This window comes from Streptomyces sp. NPDC033845 (assembly GCF_055576225.1).
Window position 1 is genome coordinate 213,672 of sequence record NZ_JBVIRI010000012.1, and the last position, 16,889, is coordinate 230,560.

The 16,889-nt window shown below is 69.9% G+C and carries 18 protein-coding genes; 8 read left to right on the plus strand and 10 right to left on the minus strand.

Translation table 11 applies throughout. From position 1 onward, the window contains the following. Positions 1 to 187 precede the first annotated feature (187 nt). Both ACZ50K_RS25375 and ACZ50K_RS25380 read right to left on the minus strand, forming a co-directional pair. On the minus strand, positions 188 to 1,513 hold the full coding sequence (locus ACZ50K_RS25375) for a dicarboxylate/amino acid:cation symporter (RefSeq protein ID WP_468907116.1): 1,326 nt from the start codon (positions 1,511 to 1,513) through the stop codon (positions 188 to 190). A gap of 393 nt (positions 1,514 to 1,906) precedes the next feature. After that, on the minus strand, positions 1,907 to 2,188 hold the full coding sequence (locus ACZ50K_RS25380) for a DUF4229 domain-containing protein (protein WP_468907119.1): 282 nt from the start codon (positions 2,186 to 2,188) through the stop codon (positions 1,907 to 1,909). A gap of 298 nt (positions 2,189 to 2,486) precedes the next feature. Between ACZ50K_RS25380 and ACZ50K_RS25385 the strand changes: the two genes are divergently transcribed. The 5 genes from ACZ50K_RS25385 to solA are packed head-to-tail and all read left to right on the plus strand — an operon-like array spanning position 2,487 to position 7,824. Then, positions 2,487 to 3,275 (plus strand): class I SAM-dependent methyltransferase, encoded by a 789-nt coding sequence (locus tag ACZ50K_RS25385; RefSeq protein ID WP_468907122.1) that lies wholly within the window; start codon positions 2,487 to 2,489, stop codon positions 3,273 to 3,275. Further along, the gene (locus ACZ50K_RS25390) at positions 3,266 to 4,366 is read left to right on the plus strand and encodes an acyl-CoA dehydrogenase family protein (protein ID WP_468907125.1); all 1,101 of its coding nucleotides are present in this window, start codon (positions 3,266 to 3,268) and stop codon (positions 4,364 to 4,366) included. Before ACZ50K_RS25385 ends, ACZ50K_RS25390 begins: the two co-directional genes overlap by 10 nt. Before the next feature lies 1 nt (position 4,367). Continuing rightward, complete coding sequence (locus tag ACZ50K_RS25395) at positions 4,368 to 5,522, plus strand: threonine synthase (protein ID WP_468907128.1); 1,155 nt, start codon at positions 4,368 to 4,370, stop codon at positions 5,520 to 5,522. A gap of 28 nt (positions 5,523 to 5,550) precedes the next feature. After that, complete coding sequence (locus tag ACZ50K_RS25400; protein ID WP_468907131.1) at positions 5,551 to 6,681, plus strand: TauD/TfdA family dioxygenase; 1,131 nt, start codon at positions 5,551 to 5,553, stop codon at positions 6,679 to 6,681. A 12-nt stretch (positions 6,682 to 6,693) separates the two neighbouring features. Beyond that, on the plus strand, positions 6,694 to 7,824 hold the full coding sequence (gene solA / locus ACZ50K_RS25405) for an N-methyl-L-tryptophan oxidase (RefSeq protein ID WP_468907134.1): 1,131 nt from the start codon (positions 6,694 to 6,696) through the stop codon (positions 7,822 to 7,824). On the opposite strand, the gene ACZ50K_RS25410 is transcribed toward solA, so the two are convergent. The 3 genes from ACZ50K_RS25410 to ACZ50K_RS25420 all read right to left on the minus strand — a co-directional run bounded on the left by ACZ50K_RS25410 (position 7,821) and on the right by ACZ50K_RS25420 (position 10,116). Next, entirely contained in the window at positions 7,821 to 8,354 is a 534-nt protein-coding gene (locus ACZ50K_RS25410) for a GNAT family N-acetyltransferase (RefSeq protein WP_468907137.1), read from the minus strand. The genes solA and ACZ50K_RS25410 overlap by 4 nt on opposite strands. A gap of 94 nt (positions 8,355 to 8,448) precedes the next feature. After that, entirely contained in the window at positions 8,449 to 9,612 is a 1,164-nt protein-coding gene (gene mqnE, locus ACZ50K_RS25415) for an aminofutalosine synthase MqnE (RefSeq protein WP_468907140.1), read from the minus strand. Between the two features lie 48 nt (positions 9,613 to 9,660). After that, a complete protein-coding gene (locus ACZ50K_RS25420) occupies positions 9,661 to 10,116 on the minus strand; it encodes an Lrp/AsnC family transcriptional regulator (protein WP_468907143.1) in 456 nt (151 codons plus the stop codon). 129 nt (positions 10,117 to 10,245) lie between these two features. Here ACZ50K_RS25420 and ACZ50K_RS25425 point away from each other — a divergent pair, with 129 nt between their 5' ends. Further along, entirely contained in the window at positions 10,246 to 10,383 is a 138-nt protein-coding gene (locus tag ACZ50K_RS25425; RefSeq protein ID WP_468907279.1) for a hypothetical protein, read from the plus strand. Here the strand turns inward: ACZ50K_RS25425 and ACZ50K_RS25430 are convergent. From ACZ50K_RS25430 to ACZ50K_RS25445, 4 genes are all read right to left on the minus strand, one after another. Further along, a complete protein-coding gene (locus ACZ50K_RS25430) occupies positions 10,380 to 11,051 on the minus strand; it encodes a UbiX family flavin prenyltransferase (protein ID WP_468907146.1) in 672 nt (223 codons plus the stop codon). The two genes, ACZ50K_RS25425 and ACZ50K_RS25430, sit on opposite strands and share 4 nt — an antisense overlap. Positions 11,052 to 11,154: 103 nt before the next feature. Further along, complete coding sequence (gene mqnP, locus ACZ50K_RS25435) at positions 11,155 to 12,078, minus strand: menaquinone biosynthesis prenyltransferase MqnP (RefSeq protein WP_468907149.1); 924 nt, start codon at positions 12,076 to 12,078, stop codon at positions 11,155 to 11,157. Continuing rightward, entirely contained in the window at positions 12,075 to 12,560 is a 486-nt protein-coding gene (locus ACZ50K_RS25440; RefSeq protein ID WP_468907152.1) for a hypothetical protein, read from the minus strand. Before ACZ50K_RS25440 ends, mqnP begins: the two co-directional genes overlap by 4 nt. Then, complete coding sequence (locus ACZ50K_RS25445; protein WP_468907155.1) at positions 12,557 to 14,014, minus strand: menaquinone biosynthesis decarboxylase; 1,458 nt, start codon at positions 14,012 to 14,014, stop codon at positions 12,557 to 12,559. The genes ACZ50K_RS25440 and ACZ50K_RS25445 overlap by 4 nt, the downstream gene beginning before the upstream one ends. Before the next feature lie 89 nt (positions 14,015 to 14,103). Between ACZ50K_RS25445 and ACZ50K_RS25450 the strand changes: the two genes are divergently transcribed. Continuing rightward, on the plus strand, positions 14,104 to 14,442 hold the full coding sequence (locus ACZ50K_RS25450; protein WP_468907158.1) for a PLD nuclease N-terminal domain-containing protein: 339 nt from the start codon (positions 14,104 to 14,106) through the stop codon (positions 14,440 to 14,442). Positions 14,443 to 14,464: 22 nt separating this feature from the next. On the opposite strand, the gene ACZ50K_RS25455 is transcribed toward ACZ50K_RS25450, so the two are convergent. Then, positions 14,465 to 15,367, minus strand: coding sequence for a LysR family transcriptional regulator (locus tag ACZ50K_RS25455; RefSeq protein WP_468907161.1), 903 nt, complete (start codon positions 15,365 to 15,367; stop codon positions 14,465 to 14,467). Positions 15,368 to 15,461: 94 nt separating this feature from the next. Between ACZ50K_RS25455 and ACZ50K_RS25460 the strand changes: the two genes are divergently transcribed. Beyond that, entirely contained in the window at positions 15,462 to 16,877 is a 1,416-nt protein-coding gene (locus ACZ50K_RS25460) for an MFS transporter (protein ID WP_468907269.1), read from the plus strand. Positions 16,878 to 16,889: the final 12 nt, after the last annotated feature.

Consider the following 16,889-nt stretch of genomic DNA (forward strand, 5'->3'; position numbering starts at 1 on the left):
CCCAGGTAGCGTTACCGCCGGTAATCTACGCACCGGTAACCCCGCCTGAACACCCCCCGCACAGACCTCCTACCGAACCCACCCATCAGCACCGGGGAACACCGCGGCCCCCGCCCGGACGGGGGCGGGGGCCGAGATGGGCGTACGTCCGGCCGGTACGCGCGGGGCGTACCGGCCGGACGTACGGTCAGGCGGCGGTGGCGACGGCCGGGACCGGGGCGCGGTCCTCCAGCGGGGAGGCGGAGGCGTTGGCGTACGCCTCCTTGTCCAGGATCCCCTCGCGGGCCGCGACCACGACCGGGACCAGTGCCTGCCCGGCCACGTTGGTGGCGGTGCGCATCATGTCCAGGATCGGGTCGATGGCCATCAGCAGGCCGACACCGGCCAGCGGCAGGCCCAGCGTGGACAGGGTCAGGGTGAGCATGACCGTGGCACCGGTCAGACCGGCCGTGGCGGCCGAGCCGACCACCGAGACGAAGGCGATGAGCAGGTACTCCTTGATGCCCAGCTGCACGTCGAAGATGTTCGCGATGAAGATCGCGGCGAGCGCCGGGTAGATCGCGGCGCAGCCGTCCATCTTGGTGGTGGCACCGAAGGGCACGGCGAAGGAGGCGTACTCCTTCGGAACGCCGAGGCGCTCGGTGACCTTCTGGGTGACCGGCATGGTGCCGACCGAGGAGCGGGAGACGAAGGCCAGCTGGATGGCGGGCCAGGCGCCCTTGAAGAACTGGAGCGGGCTGACCTTGGCCACGGTGGCCAGCAGCAGCGGGTACACGCCGAACATCACGAGCGCCGAGCCGATGTAGACGTCGGCGGTGAAGGTGGCGTACTTGCCGATGAGCTCCCAGCCGTAGGTGGCGATGGCGGTGCCGATCAGACCGACCGTGCCGAGCGGGGCGAGCCGGATGACCCACCACAGGGCCTTCTGGAGCAGCTCCAGGACGGACTCGGCGACGCTCAGCACCGGCTGGGCCTTGTCGCCGAGCTGAAGGGCGGCGATACCGGCGACGGCGGCCATGAAGACGATCTGGAGCACGTTCAGCTCGGTGAACGGCGTGATGATGTCGGTGGGCACGATGCCGGTGAGGAAGTCGATCCAGGAGCCGGTCCGCTTGGGCAGCTGGCCGTCGGCCGGGGTGAGGCCGGTGCCGGCGCCGGGGTTGGTCAGCAGGCCGATGGCGATGCCGATGGCCACCGCGATCAGCGAGGTGATCATGAACCAGAGCAGGGTCTGGCCGGCCAGCCGGGCGGCGTTGTTGACCTTCCGCAGATTGGTGATCGACACCAGGATCGCGAAGAAGACCAGCGGGGCCACGGCCAGCTTCAGCAGCTGGACGAAGATGTCACCGATCTGCTCCAGGGTGGTCTGCAGCCAGCTGACGTCCTGGCTGCGGGCCAGCCAGCCGAGCAGGACGCCGAGCACCAGACCGGCGATGATCTGGGCCCAGAAGGGGAACTTGAACGACCGCTTGGGCCCGGAGGCCTCGGGGGTCGTGGTGACGGACGCGGACACGGACACACTCCGGGGTATGACGCACGGGAAAAGAACAGGGCACGCTTCTGCGGTGCGGCAGCCGAAGGGCCGGCCGGGACACCGTCGCGCGGGGCTGGACCGGGAACCGGTCAGGAGCAGCGGCGACAGGCCGCGGACACGCGGCGGCAGAGGTCGACATACAGGCGCGCCACGAGCGGGGTGCTCACGGCTTCGAGGGGCGCGGGTGTAGTCGGCATGTAAAGGACGCTAACACTCATCCTTTGAGATTCTCAAAGGCGTTCTTTGGGTGCGGCGGTCCCGCGAGCAGCCCGGAACGCACTCCGCCCCAGTGCTGGGGCGGAATCTGCCGGCACCGGGGCGGGTCGTTGTGTGATGAAGCTAACCGGAAGCGGAACCCGGTCCTCCTGGAACCTAGTCCTCCTGGCTGCGGTTCGCCGCGAGCCGCTGCTTGGCCCCGGCGACGCCGCCGGCGACCTGCACGCTCATCGCCTCGCGCTGCTTGCGCAGCAGCACGAAGGACAGCGGCGCGGAGATCACGATCGCCAGGAGCATCACCCAGGCGAGGTTGGCGTCCCCGAGCCCGGCCGGCACCCAGCGGAGCCGGACGAGGGCGAAGACCACCGCGAAGCACCCGACGAAGATGCCCAGCCGCATCACGGTGTACCGAATGGCTGCGTTCGACTTGCCGGCCACGCTGACCCCTTATGTCTCTACATCGTCCGTCCCGCCCAGTGAAGCACGCCGGACCCCGCCCCCGGGCCGCCGGGGGCGGGGTCCGGCGGACGCCCCGGCCCCCGGCCCCGGCGCGGCGAGACGGCGACCTGAGTACCGACTACTCATTTCCGCAGTGCGCGGAGCGACCTACGATAGCCGTCACCTTTTCTTCCGAGGTTTCAGCGAGCGCCTGTCACAACAATGCGCCGGATCCGGCTCGGGTAACCGACAGGGCAGGTGAAAGGCACGGGCTCCGCAGTGAAGGAGACGTTCCGAGATGGTCCTCAGCTCCGACGACTTGGCCGCCCACTATGATCGCCTCGCCGACAGGTTCGGAAGGGATTGGACCTTCTCCCCGGGATTCGTCTCCTGGATGTACGCGTGCATTTCCGAGCGACTGGCGCCGCGGCCCCGTGCACGCGTCGCCGATATCGGATGCGGCACCGGTCTCTACGCCGGCCGCCTTGCCCGGCAGGTCCGCACGGTCGTCTGCGTCGACCCGTCGGAGAGGATGCTCGCGGCGCTCCCCGAGGACCCGGCGCTCGTCCCCGTGCGGGCCTCGTTGGAAGATCTGGCGAAGGGGTCGGCCGAGCTGCCCCTCGCAGGCTTCGACGCCATCCTGGTGAAGAACGTCATCCACCACGTGTCGGACGCGGACCGTGCCGCCGTCCTGCGCAACCTCGCCGCCCTGCTGGCCCCCGGTGGCCGGCTGCTGGTCGTGACACTGGCAACGCGGCTGGACTTCCCGCTGTTCGCGGGGGCGATCGAGCGGTTCGACCGCTGCGCCTGCGACCCGTTCGAGATCGCAGCGATGCTCGCGGAGACCGGACTCGCCACCGAGCTCACCCACGAGTCCCGTCCGGCGACGATCGGCAAGCGGGCATGGATGGCGATGGTCGAGGGGCGCTTCCTGTCCTTCCTCTCCGAGTTCGACGACGCCGAACTCGCCTCCGGGCTGGCCGAGATCGATGCCGAGCACCCCGGCCCCATCCTGCCGTTCACCCACCGCTACGCGTTCGTACTCGCACGCAAGCCCATCGGAGAAGGCGGCGCGTCATGTCCCTGATGGATGAGGTCAGATCGTTCGTCGGCACCGATGTACGGCGCCATTTGGCCGATCACGGTGACGACCCCTATCCGCACGCGCTGGTGACCCGTATCAGGGAATTGGGGCTTCCCGCCGCCAATGTGCCCCGCAGCTACGGCGGCTTGGAACTGTCGCCCCGGCACATCCACGACATCACCTATGAACTCGCACGCGGCTGGCTGTCCCTGGCCGCCTTGGTCGGCACCCATCTCCGCCTCGTCCAACTCATCACGCAATACGGGACGGAGGAGCAGAAGGACCGGCTTCTGCCACTCGTCGCCGCGGGCCGGCACATATATGCCCGAGCCAATGCGGAATACGGGGTCAAGGGGGCCCACCGGTTACGGACGAAGGTCGAGTTCCTCGGCGACCGGGGCGTCCTGAACGGCAGGAAGAACTGGGTGACCAACGCCCGGCACGCCGACCTGATCTTCGCCATCGCGCGGGGCGACAACGCCGCTCACGCCGTCATGGTGGAGCCCGACCGCCCCGGCGTCGTCATCGGTGACGAACTGCCACGGCCAGGTCTGAAGGGCGTGTCCCTCGCCGAGGTCGAGTTCCGGGACCACGCAGTCGACCCGGACCGCGACGTCCTCGGCGGGCGTCGGTGCGACATCACGCCCGCGCTCGACGGTTCGGGAGGCGAGGCGGCCGACTACGCGAGCAGGGCGCTGGGCTGTGCCGACGCCGTCTACACCCGGGCCCTGCACATCGTCCGGGACACGTTGGCGACCCGTCCCGAGGACGTCCGGGGAGCCATCCGCCTGCGCGTCGGCGAAGCGGCCACCCGGCTGGCGGCCATGCGCGCCGTCCGGGCGGACCTGGCGGGCCCCGCTCCGGGGATCCCGGCCGACGAGGCCAAGGTGTTCTGCACGACGACCTTGCAGGAACTCATCCGTACGACGGCGATGCTCAGCGGTGGAACCGGATACGCGGGTCACGACGCCACGCTCGGCAGGCACTACCGCGACGCCCTCGCCCTGCATGTCACGGGACCCCCGGACGACATCCTGCTCTCCCGTATCGGCGCCCGCGAGACAGCGGACGCACCTCACGAGGAAGGGAACTGACATGGAGATCTACCGTCAGGACGGCAGTGTCGTGCTGCGGTACGCCACCCATCTCAAGAGTGCAGAAGAGCAGTTCGTACGCCGGTCCTCGCTGCGGGAGGGCGCACGGATCCTGCAACTGCCCGCCTATCGCGGGGTCGACATCGACCTGTTGGACCTCTCCACCCTGAACACCACGGGCACGTTCAAGGCGTGGCTGGCATGTGTCGCCAGCGCGGAATGCCTGCGCCGGGGCCACGAAACCATCCTCGCGCAGAGTTCGGGGAACACCGCCAACGCCTTGGCCACCTACGCCGGCCGCCTCGGCATCCGCTGTGTGATCCTGCACCCCCGGACCTCCCGAAGACGCATACTGCCCCAGCTGGCGGCCGGCGGGACCGTCCAGTTCGTCGAGATGGAAGCGGCGGAGGCAGAGATCAAGGCGTCCCTGCGCACCTACGCCGAGGCGTCCGGGCTGCCCGTCGCGCCGACCCTGCTGGACCAGGACGAGGGCAACAAGCTGCGCGCGTACTTCCTGCGGGACGCGGCGGCCGCTCTGGGCCGGTCCTGGGACTGGCACGTCCAGGCCGTCTCCAGTGCCTACGGCCCCTTCGGCTTCTACCGAGGCATCGACGAGATCCTCGGCTCCCCCGGTCCGGGCATGCGGACGCCCCGGTTCCTGGGAATCCAACAGGAGGCGGTTTCGCCCTATGTCCGTGCCGTCACGGGGGCGCGGGAAGAAGAGTCCACTGCCCCGATGATCGAACCGACTCTCTTCCGCAGGACGCTGACTCCGGACCTGGTGGACGACATGCGCAAGCTGTGCGCGTCCACGGGGGGCACCGTGCGGCAGCTCACCAACGCGACCTTCCGCGACCTCGAATCCAGGGCCATCGCCATGGTCGAAGGCGCGGGAATGGCGGTCACGCGTGACCCCGACGGTGAACCCAGGGAACGGGCCGGTCTCTATTCGGTCGCCGGAGCCATCGATGCGGTCGACCACTCCGTCATCGGCCCGGGTCAGCGGATCCTCGCCGTCTACACCGGCGGCTCGGCAACGCGCCCGACCGGAGTGTACGAACCGAAGTGGCGAGCCACTCCCGCCACCATCTCCTCCGTCATCTCAGCGGCGCTCGCGGAGGCGCCGAGTCCATCCCCCGGCTTCATCACCACCTGAACCGCGTCGATGCGAAGGAGCGCGCGAGATGACGGAACGGACGATCGACGTCCTCGGCTGCAGGTTCCATCATGTCTGGCTGCGGGACAACTGCCCGTGCAGTTCCTGCCGCGACCCGGCCAGCTTCCAGAAGCTGGTCGATCTGACCGACCTTCCGCGCGACCCCAGCCCGGCACGCTTCCGTGTCGACGAGTCCGTCCTGGTCATCGACTGGGACGAGGAGCCGGGACACCGGAGCGTCTTCTCCGTCCCCTGGCTTCTGGCTCACTCCTATGATCCGCCGCCGGACGGCGCGGACGAGGACCGCAGCATCCTCTGGGATGCGGACAGCTGGACGGGTGCGACGTACACGGCGCACGAGATGCGGGGCGGCGAGACCGATGCTCAGGGATGGGCAGCCGATGTGGCCGCGCACGGATTCGCCTTCTTCCGCAACGTCACCGTGGACGATTTGAACCGCTTCATATCGAACATAGGACCTGTGTACGAGACCGAGTTCGGGCGCTTCCTCACGGTGAGGGCGGTGCCGGGAACCACGGACCTGACGGAGACCGAGCATCCACTCAGTGCCCACACCGACTTCTCCGTGCACACGCACATCCCGCCCCTCCTCCAGTTCATGCTCTTCATCGAACACGAAGCCACCGGCGGCGACTCCGTCCTGATCGACGGCTTCAAGGTCGCGGAGGACTTCCGCACCGCCCAACCCGCACATTTCGAGCGACTCGTCCGCACCCGCGTGAACTTCCAGCAATACGACACATCGCATCGCTACCTCCTCCGCAGGGTGCGGCCCCTCATAGAACTCGACCCGGACGGCACCGTCGAAGGCGTGTTCTTCGCCCACTCTCACGCATGCAACTGGTCTCTCCCGGCGCACGAGATGGAGGCGTTCTACGAAGCCTATGCGTCATTCTTCTCCTATCTGAAGGACCCCGCCTACCAGCTGCGCACTCGTATGCGCCCCGGTGACTGCTTCGCCTTCCGGAACGGCCGAATCCTCCACGGAAGAACCGGGTTCGACGCCCGCTCCGGCCCTCGCACCCTGGTCGACGCCTACGTTCCGTGGCAGTACTTCGAAGCACGGCGAAGGTTTCACCGGCTCCAACCGCTCTACGCGTCGAGCAACCCCCTCCGAATCCCCACTCCCCGGAAATGAGGAGGTGCGTTCGTGGACCACTACGATGTCGTGGTCGCCGGCCTCGGTGCAGCAGGCAGCAGCACCGTCCGGCATCTGGCGCAGGCCGGCTACCGGGTCCTGGGACTCGACCGCTTCGGTCCGGCGAATTCCATGGGATCAAGCCATGGCGGCACACGAATCATCCGGTGCGCCTATGCGGAGGGGCCCGAATTCATGCCGCTCCTCCTGCGCGCCCATGAACTCTGGGACGAACTCGCCCTGCAATGCGGCGGCCCCCTCGTCCACCGGTCCGGCGTCCTGTTCATGGGAGGCGCCGACAGCGCGGCCGCCCGGAGCATCGCCTGCGCCCGACGCTTCGGCATCGAACACTCCGAGCTCGACGCCGACGGCATCCGGAAGATGTCACCGAACGCATCGGTATCCGATGAAACGATTGCCTGTTTCGACGCGAGAGGGGGCTGGGTCCGGCCGGAGGACGTGCTCGCGCACCACTACCGAATGGCCGAGGAGCACGGAGCCCGCCTCCGGTTCTTCGAGCCCGTGCTGGACTGGAGCCCGGGCCGGTACGGCATCACGGTGCGCACCCGGTACGGGCACTACGGGGCCGCGCGTCTGGTCATCTGCAACGGCTCGTGGTCGTCCCAGCTCGTCCCCGAACTGCCCGTACGCCCCCGTCGACAGGTGCAGCACTGGTTCGGACTCCAGCCGCGCACGGCCGACCACTTCGCGCCCGACGGCTTCCCGGTGCACATCTGGGACACTCCGGAAGGGAGGTTCGGCGTACTCCCGGCCGTCGACGGTCGGGCGGGCGGCATCAAATGCGTCCTCGGGGCCGACTCACCCCCCTGCGACCCGGACGGGCTGTCACGGGACGTCACCTCCCAGGAGACGGAAGCAGCCGCGGGACTACTGCGCACCCATCTTCCCGGCGCGACCGCAGGGCGGATGCGTTCCACGGTCTGCACCTATCCCCGGACACCCGACGATCGCTTCGTCATCGGAGAACTCCCGCAGCACCCGGAGGTCGTCCTCGCCACCGGCCTCGGAGGCCACGGCTTCAAGTTCCTGCCGGTCATCGGAGAGATCGTCCGGGGCATCGTGGAGAAGGGCCCGGGGTTCGACGAAGAACAGATCAGACCCTTCGCCCCCTTCGCCTTCTAGTGCAACGGCAGCAGCATGGTGATGTCGTCGCGGTCGTCGCCGGGGGCGACGCGGATGGCGTCGGGGACGCGGCCGACCTCCTTGTAGCCGCAGGCGGCGTAGAAGTGCTCCAGGCCGACGCCGCCGCGGCAGGTGAGGCGGACGGCCTCGATGCCGGGGACGGAGCGGGCCGCGTCGGCGACGGCGGCCATCAGCGCGCGGCCTTCGCCCCGGCCCTGGAGGCCGGGGTGGAGCATCACCGTGTAGACCCACAGCCAGTGCGTCTGGAGGCGGTGCGGGTTCAGGGTGAGGAACGCGGTGGCGGCGACCCGGCCGGTGGTGTCGTGGCCGACCAGCAGGCGGGTCCTCCCCTCGGCGACGGCGGCGAGCTGCAGCAGCAGCTGCGGGCGGATGTCCTCCTGGACCACCGGGGGGACGAAGCCCACGGCGCCGCCCGCGTTGGTGACGTCCACCCACAGGTCGAGGATGCCTTCGTGCAGCGCGCGGTCGACCTTCGGGTCGAAGGTGAACCTCAGAGGAGTAAGGGTCATGTACGGAGATTAGTCGTTACTTGCCGGATGCACCAGAGAAAAAAGTAAGCCCTGACCGCGAGGGCCAGGGCTTACTTCGAGTCTCGGAGCGGCGTCAGACGCGCATCGGCTGCGGGGACTCCCGGAGGCCGGCGTCCGGGCCGGGGTACTCCCGGATGATCTCGTAGCGGGTATTCCGCTCGACCGGGCGGAAGCCGGCCTCCCGGATCAGTTCCAGGAGGTCCTCACGGCCCAGCTTGTTCGGGGTGCCGTAGTCGTCGGCATCGTGCGTGATCTTGTACTCGACCACCGAGCCGTCCATGTCGTCCGCCCCGTGCTGGAGCGCCAGCTGGGCGGTCTGCACCCCGTGCATCACCCAGAACACCTTGACGTGCGGCACGTTGTCGAAGAGCAGCCGGGAGACCGCGAAGGTCTTCAGGGCCTCGGCACCGGTGGCCATCGAGGTGCGCGCCTGGAGCGTGTTGCGGACCTTGCCGTCCTTCATGTCCACGAAGTCGTGCTGGTACCGCAGCGGGATGAAGACCTGGAAACCGCCGGTCTCGTCCTGGAGTTCGCGCAGCCGCAGCACGTGGTCCACGCGGTGGCGCGGCTCCTCGATGTGGCCGTAGAGCATCGTGCACGGGGTCTTCAGACCCTTCTCGTGCGCGAGCCGGTGGATGCGCGACCAGTCCTCCCAGTGGGTGCGGTGGTCGACGATGTGCTGCCGGACCTCCCAGTCGAAGATCTCCGCGCCGCCGCCGGTGAGCGACTCCAGGCCCGCCTCGATCAGCTCGTCCAGGATGTCGGACGCCGAGAGGCCGGAGATGGTTTCGAAGTGGTGGATCTCGGTGGCCGTGAAGGCCTTCAGCGAGACCTCGGGCAGCGCCTTCTTCAGCTCGGAGAGCGAGCGCGGGTAGTAGCGCCACGGCAGGTTCGGGTGCAGACCGTTGACGATGTGCAGCTCGGTGAGGTTGTCGTTCTCCATGGCCTTGGCCAGGCGCACGGCCTCCTCGATGCGCATCGTGTACGCGTCCTTCTCGCCCGGCTTCCGCTGGAACGAGCAGTACGCGCAGGACGCGGTGCACACGTTGGTCATGTTGAGGTGGCGGTTGACGTTGAAGTGCACGACGTCGCCGTTCTTGCGCGTCCGCACCTCGTGGGCGAGGCCGCCGAGCCAGGCCAGATCGTCCGACTCGTAGAGGGCGATGCCGTCCTCACGGGTCAGCCGCTCGCCGGAGCGGACCTTCTCCTCCAGCTCACGCTTGAGCCCCGCGTCCATGTACCGGTCGCCTCCTCTGGATGTCCTGCAACCCGCCCCACCGTACTCTCAGGATTCCTCCGGCAGTTCCCCGACCCGGTTCTCCCACTTGGTGGAGAGCACGATCGTGGTGCGGGTCCGGGAGACGCCCTTGGTGCCCGAGAGCTTGCGGATGATCTTCTCCAGACCGTCCACGTCGCTGGCCCGCACCTTGAGCATGAAGGAGTCGTCGCCGGCGATGAACCAGCAGTCCTCGATCTCGGCGAGGTCCTTCAGCCGCCGCGCCACGTCCTCGTGGTCGGCCGCGTCGGAGAGCGAGATCCCGATCAGCGCCGTCACGCCGAGACCGAGCGAGGCCGCGTCCACGGTCGCCCGGTAACCGGTGATCACTCCGGCCGTCTCCAGCCGGTTGATCCGGTCGGTGACGCTGGGGCCGGAGAGGCCCACGAGCCGGCCCAGCTCCGCATAGGAGGCACGTCCGTTCTCCCGGAGTGCCTGGATGAGCTGCCTATCCACCGCGTCCATGTTCTGGAGCCTTCCATTATTCGGCGATCCCGCAAGTTTACGTATAGAATCAAAGGCGCACAGGGTCAACACCCTGTGAATCTTTCAACAGATCAACGACGATCTGACGATCTTCAGGAGTGGTTCACCGTGTTCACGATCGAGATGGCCTACGCCCAGATGCGACAGCTTCAGGAGCAGGCCAACCGATCCCGCGCCCACCAGCAGCTCCTCGCCGCCCAGCGCGCCGAGAAGTCCGCCCGGCCGCGCACCGCCAAGAAGCGCTAACCCCGAGGCCGGGAGCCACCGATCTCCCCCTCCCAACGGCGGTACAGCCGGTGCGGCACCCCTGCCGCGTCCAGCACCCGCCCCGCGACGAAGTCCACGAGATCCTGGATGTGCGTCGCACCCGCGTAGAACGCCGGAGAGGCGGGCAGCACCACGGCTCCCGCCTCGTCCAGCGCCACCAGATGCTTCAGCGTCTGACCGTTCAGCGGGGTCTCCCGCACCGCGACCACCAGCCGGCGCCGCTCCTTGAGCATCACGCTCGCCGCCCGCTGCAGCAGGTCCTTCGACAGCCCCAGCGCCACCCCCGCCACACAGGCGGTACTGGCCGGCACGATCAGCATCCCGCGCACCGGATACGAGCCCGAGCTCGGCCCGGCCGCCAGGTCCCCCGCACCCCAGTACCGCACCTCGTCGAGCGGCAGGTTCCGGAAGGTCCCCGGCTTCCCGTCGGCCCCCCGGCCCAGCCACTCCGCGAGGTCCTCGCGCCAGTGGGCGTCCCGGAAGGCGATGCCGGTCTCGTCCAGCAGGGTGAGCCGCGAGGCCCGGCTGACCACCAGGTCCACGCTCTCCCCGGCCGCCAGCAGACCACGCAGCACCGCCGCCGCGTACGGCGTCCCCGACGCCCCGGAAACACCGACCACCCACGGGGTGCGCTTGCCGTCACTCATGGCGACGAGCCTATCCGGCCACCCCCGGGGGGCACCCGCCCAGGGCGCCGTCCGGCGGGACGGTCCGACGGCCGCCCGGAGGGCGGCCCGGGCGGTGGGCCGCTCAGACGGTCAGGCCCCGGGTGAGCAGGTCCAGCAGCGCGCACGCGAACAGCGCGATCCCGATGAAACCGTTCACCGTGAAGAAGGCCCGGTTCAGCCGGGACAGGTCGTGCGGCTTCACGATCGTGTGCTCGTACAGGAACGCCGCCACGACCACCGCCAGACCGGCCCAGAACAGCACCCCGGCCCCGGTGGCCAGCGCGTACCAGGCCAGCAGGGCCGTGGTCACCGCGTGGCAGACCCGCGCGCCCCACAGCGCCGCCGGCACCCCGAACCGGGCCGGCACCGACTTCACGCCCTCGGCCCGGTCCGCCGCCACGTCCTGGCAGGCGAAGATCAGGTCGAAACCACCGATCCACACCCCGACCGCCAGCCCCAGCAGCACCGCGTCCCAGGACCACTCCCCGGTCACCGCCAGCCAGGCCCCGATCGGCCCCATGGCCTGCGCCAGGCCCAGGATGGCGTGCGGGTAGTTCGTGAACCGCTTGCCGTACGGATAGACCACCATCGGCACCACCGCCACCGGCGCCAGCGCCAGGCACAGCGGGTTCAGCAGCGCGGCCGCGCCCAGGAACACCGCCAGCGCGATCCCGGCCCCGGTCCAGGCGGACCGCACCGACACCGCCCCGGTCACCAGCTCCCGGTTCGCGGTCCGCGGGTTCCGGGCGTCGATCTCCCGGTCGATGATCCGGTTCGCGGCCATCGCGAAGGTCCGCAGACCCACCATGCAGACGGTCACCAGCAGCAGCTGCACCCAGTGCACGCTGCGGTCCACCGTGAACATCGCGGTGAGCGCGGCGATGTAGGCGAAGGGCAGCGCGAAGACCGAGTGCTCGATCATCACCAGCCGCAGGAAGGCCTTCACCTTCCCGGAAGCCTGCGGGGCCGGGCCCGAACCCAGCACCCCCTCGGCGGCCGAGGTCATCGAAGGGCCTCCCGGAACTCCGCCAGGTCGGCCAGCAGCCCGGCGGTCCCCACCTCGCCGATGTCGACGGTCAGGGGGTCCGCCTCCTCCCCCTCGGGGGAGGTCACGTACGCGGTGAACGCGAAGCCCGCGTCCCCGGCCGGGGCGGCGTCCAGCCGGAACACCGTGCCGGCCTCCACCGTGAAGGCCTCGCCGGTGCCCAGCGCCAGCGCCAGCCGCTCGGCGAAGTCCTCCGCCTCGGCGTCCCGCAGACCGGGCAGCTCGAAACCGTCGCCCTCGCCGTCCGCCTCGCCCAGCAGCAGCGCCCAGACGTCTCCGGGGCCGGCGAACTCCTCGGGGCTGACCCCCGCCTGCTCGGCGGCCGTCCGGACCCCCGGGTCGGCGGGGTCGATCAGCGGGCGCACCAGCGCCACGTAGGTCTCGTCGGTCCCGATGAACAGCTCGGGGCCGCTCGCCGCGATCGGGCTCACCTGGTCGCTCACAGTCCGTACTCCTTCCAGCGCCGGTCCACCAGGGCGGCGGTCGCCGGGTCGGACTCCACCATGTCGGGCCAGCCGCCGTCGCGGGTGTAGCCCTCCTCGGGGAGTTTCCGCGTCGCGTCGATGCCCGCCTTGCCTCCCCAGAACTGCTGGTAGGAGGCGTGGTCCAGATGGTCCACCGGGCCCTCGACCACGGTCAGGTCCCGGGCGTAGTCGGTGTTGCCGAGGGCCCGCCAGGACACCTCGTGCAGGTCGTGGACGTCGCAGTCCTTGTCCACCACGACGATCAGCTTGGTCAGCGACATCATGTGGGCGCCCCAGATGGCGTGCATGACCTTCTGCGCGTGCTTGGGGTACTTCTTGTCGATCGAGACGATCGCGCAGTTGTGGAAGCCGCCCGACTCGGGGAGGTGGTAGTCCACGATGTCCGGCACGATGATCTTCAGCAGCGGCAGGAAGAAGCGTTCCGTGGCGCGGCCCAGCGGCCCGTCCTCGGTCGGCGGCCGGCCGACCACGATCGACTGGATCAGCGGGCGCCGGCGCATGGTCACGCAGTCGATCTTCAGCGCGGGGAACGGCTCCTGCGGGGTGTAGAAGCCGGTGTGGTCGCCGAACGGGCCCTCGGGGAGCATCTCCCCCGGCTCCAGCCAGCCCTCGATGACCACCTCGGCGTTGGCCGGGACCTGGAGCGGGACGGTCTTGCAGTCGACCATCTCGATCCGCTTGCCGGCCACGAACCCGGCGAACAGGTACTCGTCGATGTCCCCGGGCAGCGGCGCGGTGGAGGCGTAGGTGACGGCCGGCGGGCAGCCGAAGGCGATGGCGACCGGCAGCCGCTCGCCCTTGGCCGCGGCCACCGCGTAGTGGTTGCGGCTGTCCTTGTGGATCTGCCAGTGCATGCCGATGGTGCGCTTGTCGTGGCGCTGGAGGCGGTAGAGGCCCAGGTTGCGGACCCCGGTCTCCGGGTGCTTGGTGTGGGTCAGCCCCAGGTTGAAGAAGGAGCCGCCGTCCTTGGGCCAGGTGAAGAGGGCCGGCAGCCGGTCCAGGTCCACGTCGTCGCCGGTGAGGACGACCTCCTGGACGGGCGCGGACTCGCCCTTCACCTTCTTCGGCGGGACGTGCACCATCGAGCCGAGCTTGCCGAAGGCCTCGCGGACCCCGATGAACCCCTGCGGGAGCTCCGGCTTCAGCAGCCCGCCGATCTTCTCGCTGATCTCGGCGTACGACTTCAGGCCGAGGGCCTTCAGCAGCCGCCGGTCGGTGCCGAAGACGTTCATCGCCAGGGGCATGTCCGAGCCCTTGACGTTCTCGAACAGCAGCGCCGGGCCGCCGGCCTTGTTGACTCTGTCGACGATCTCACCGACCTCCAGATAGGGGTCGACTTCGGCCTTGATGCGCTTGAGGTCGCCCTCCCGCTCCAGAGCCCGGAGCAGCGAGCGGAGATCGTCGTAAGCCATAGGGGCCAGTATCCGCCACGGACTACCCTGGAGGCGTCACCGGGGCCCGCCGCGGCCCGCCACCGATACCTGGGGGTCGGTCCCACACCGTGCTGCGCTATCTGCCGTTCCTACTGATCATCGGACTGACGGTCTATACGTTCATCGACTGCCTGAACACGCCGGAGGAGGAGGTCAAGCACCTCCCCAAGGTGGCCTGGGTGATCATCATCCTGCTGTTCTCGATCGTCGGCCCGGTGGTCTGGCTGTACGCGGGCAAGAAGCGCTCCGCCGCCGGCGGCCGCGGCCGGTCCGGTGGGCGGCGCGGCCAGTGGGTGGCCCCGGACGACAACCCGGACTTCCTCAAGCGCCTCGGCGAGGAGCAGGACCGCAAGCAGCGCCACGAGAACGACCGCGACGAGGACGACAAGGACAAGGACACCCCCTGAGGACGCCCCTAGGGGGGTCGGCTCAGGGCCGGTGCTCGGCGGCCACGCGTTCCGCGGCGCGGGCGAAGGCCCGGACCGCGCCCGTGGTGTCGGCCGCCCGCCAGATCAGGCCGTAGCCCACCGGCGGGGTGTCCTCCACCGGCACGTACACCACCCCCGGCCGGGAGTGGTAGGTCGCCGTGTGCGCGGCCGTCAGCAGGGCGCCCCGGTCCGCCGCGACCATCACCAGCGCCTCCTGGAGGTTGGTGACCTCGGGGCCCCGGCCGATCGGACGCCCGGACGGGGTGCGGGCCGGGGTCTGCCGCTCCCGCCGGTAGGCCGGCAGGTCCCCGGCGACGGACAGCAGCGGGACGCCCGCCAGGTCCTCCGGGGTCAGCGTGCCCAGGGCGGCCAGCCGGTGGCCGGCGGCCACGGCGAGCACCCGTCCCTCGCTGAACAGCTCCGGCCCCTCGCCCAGGTCGGCCTCGCGGACCGGGAACTCGGCGAAGGCCACGTCGAACTCCCCCTTGCGGAGCTGCCCGTAGGGGTCCGACAGCGGCACCTCGCAGACCTCGACCGCGAGTCCCGGGTGGCTGCCGCGCAGTGCCTGGGCGGCCCGGAGGACGAGTTCCCCGGCGGGCGGGGTGGAGAAGCCCACGTGCAGCACCCCGTCGGCGGCCCGGGCGGTGGCCGAGGCCCGTTCCAGGGCGGCGGCGATGCCCCGGTGGTGGGGTTCCAGGTCCTCGCGGAGCTGCCGCCCGAGGGCGGTGAGGACCACGCTGCGGCTGGTCCGGACGAAGAGCGGGCCGCCGACGCGGCGCTCCAGGCGCTGTGTCAGCTGGCTGACCCGGGCGCGGGAGAGGAGCATGCGTTCGGCGGTGCGGCCGAAGTGCAGTTCCTCCGCCAGGATCAGGAAGCACTCCAGTTCGTCGTGATCGGTAAGCATGACTGAACGAACGTTGCGTTCTTCGGCGTTGTTCCCCCTGTCTCCCGCAACGAGCCTTGACGGCATGAGACTTGACGAGCGGAACGGTGAATCGATGAACGGACGGCAGTGGGGTGTCCTGCTCGTCCTGTGCGGCGCGATCTTCCTGGAGGGGATCGACGTGGCGATGCTGAACGTCGCCCTGCCCTCCATCCGGGCGGACCTCGGGCTGTCCACCGGGGACCTCCAGTGGGTGATGAGCGCCTACGTCCTCGGCTACGGCGGCTTCATGCTGCTGGGCGGCCGGGCCGCCGACCTCTTCGGCCGCCGGCGGATGTTCCTCGGCTGGCTGACCGTGTTCCTGCTCTTCTCCGGGCTCGGCGGACTGGCCACCGAGGGCTGGATGCTGATCGCCGCCCGGTTCGTCACCGGGGTGGCCGCCGCCTTCATGACCCCGGCCGGCCTGTCGATCATCACCACCGGGTTCGAGGAGGGACCCAAGCGCGACAAGGCGCTGCTGGTCTACTCGGGCACCGCGGCCGGCGGGTTCTCCATCGGTCTGGTCGTCGGCGGTCTGCTGAGCTCGGTGGACTGGCGCTGGGTGTTCTTCGCCCCGGTGGTGCTGTCCGCGCTGATCCTCCTCGCCGCCCTGGTGTTCGTCCCGAAGTCGGCGCGGCCGGTGCGGGAGCCGGGGCAGCGGATCGACCTCGCGGGCGGGATCACCGTCACCGCCGCGATCGTGCTGCTGGTGCTCGGGGTGGAGCGGGCCGCGCACGCCGGGGCCGGGATCACCGCCGCGACCGTGGGCGCCGGGCTGGTGCTGCTGCTGGTCTTCGGGGCGGTCGAGCGCCGGGCGGCCGAGCCGCTGGTGAGGCTGTCGGTGCTGCGGTCGGGCCGGCTGCTGCGCACCAACGCCGCGGCGCTGCTGTTCTCGGGCGGGTTCTTCGGCTTCCAGTTCCTGGTGGTGCTCTACCTCCAGGAACTGCGCGGCTGGTCGACGATGGAGACCAGTCTGGCGATGATCGTGATCGGTATCGACGCGGTCCTCTCCCCCACCCTGGTGCCCAGGCTGGTGGCCCGGTTCGGCAACCCCCGGCTGATCTTCGCCGGGCTGCTGGTGGCCGCGCTGGCGTACGGGCTGTTCCTGCCGCTGGGCGCCGACTGGACGTATCTGGCGATGCTGCCCGCGCTGGTGCTGCTGGGCCTGGCCTTCGCCCTGGTCTACGGTCCGCTGACGATCGTGGGGACGGAGGGCGTCGCCGAGGAGGACCAGGGTCTGGCCGGCGGTCTCCTCTACACCTCGTTCCAGTTCGGTGCGGCCCTGGGGCTGTCCGCGGTGACGGCGGTGGCGGCCTCGGCGGGCGGGACCGAGCTGGAGGCCTACCGGACGGCGCTGTTCGTGCCCTTCGTGGCGGTGCTGCTGGCGGCGGCGGTCAGTGCTCCGGGGCTGCGCTCCCGGGCCGGCCGGACGGTGGCCGGGTCGGCGGAGCCGGCCGCGGCCGCCGGGGCGGCCGAACCGGCCCGTACCTGAGCGGGGCCCGTA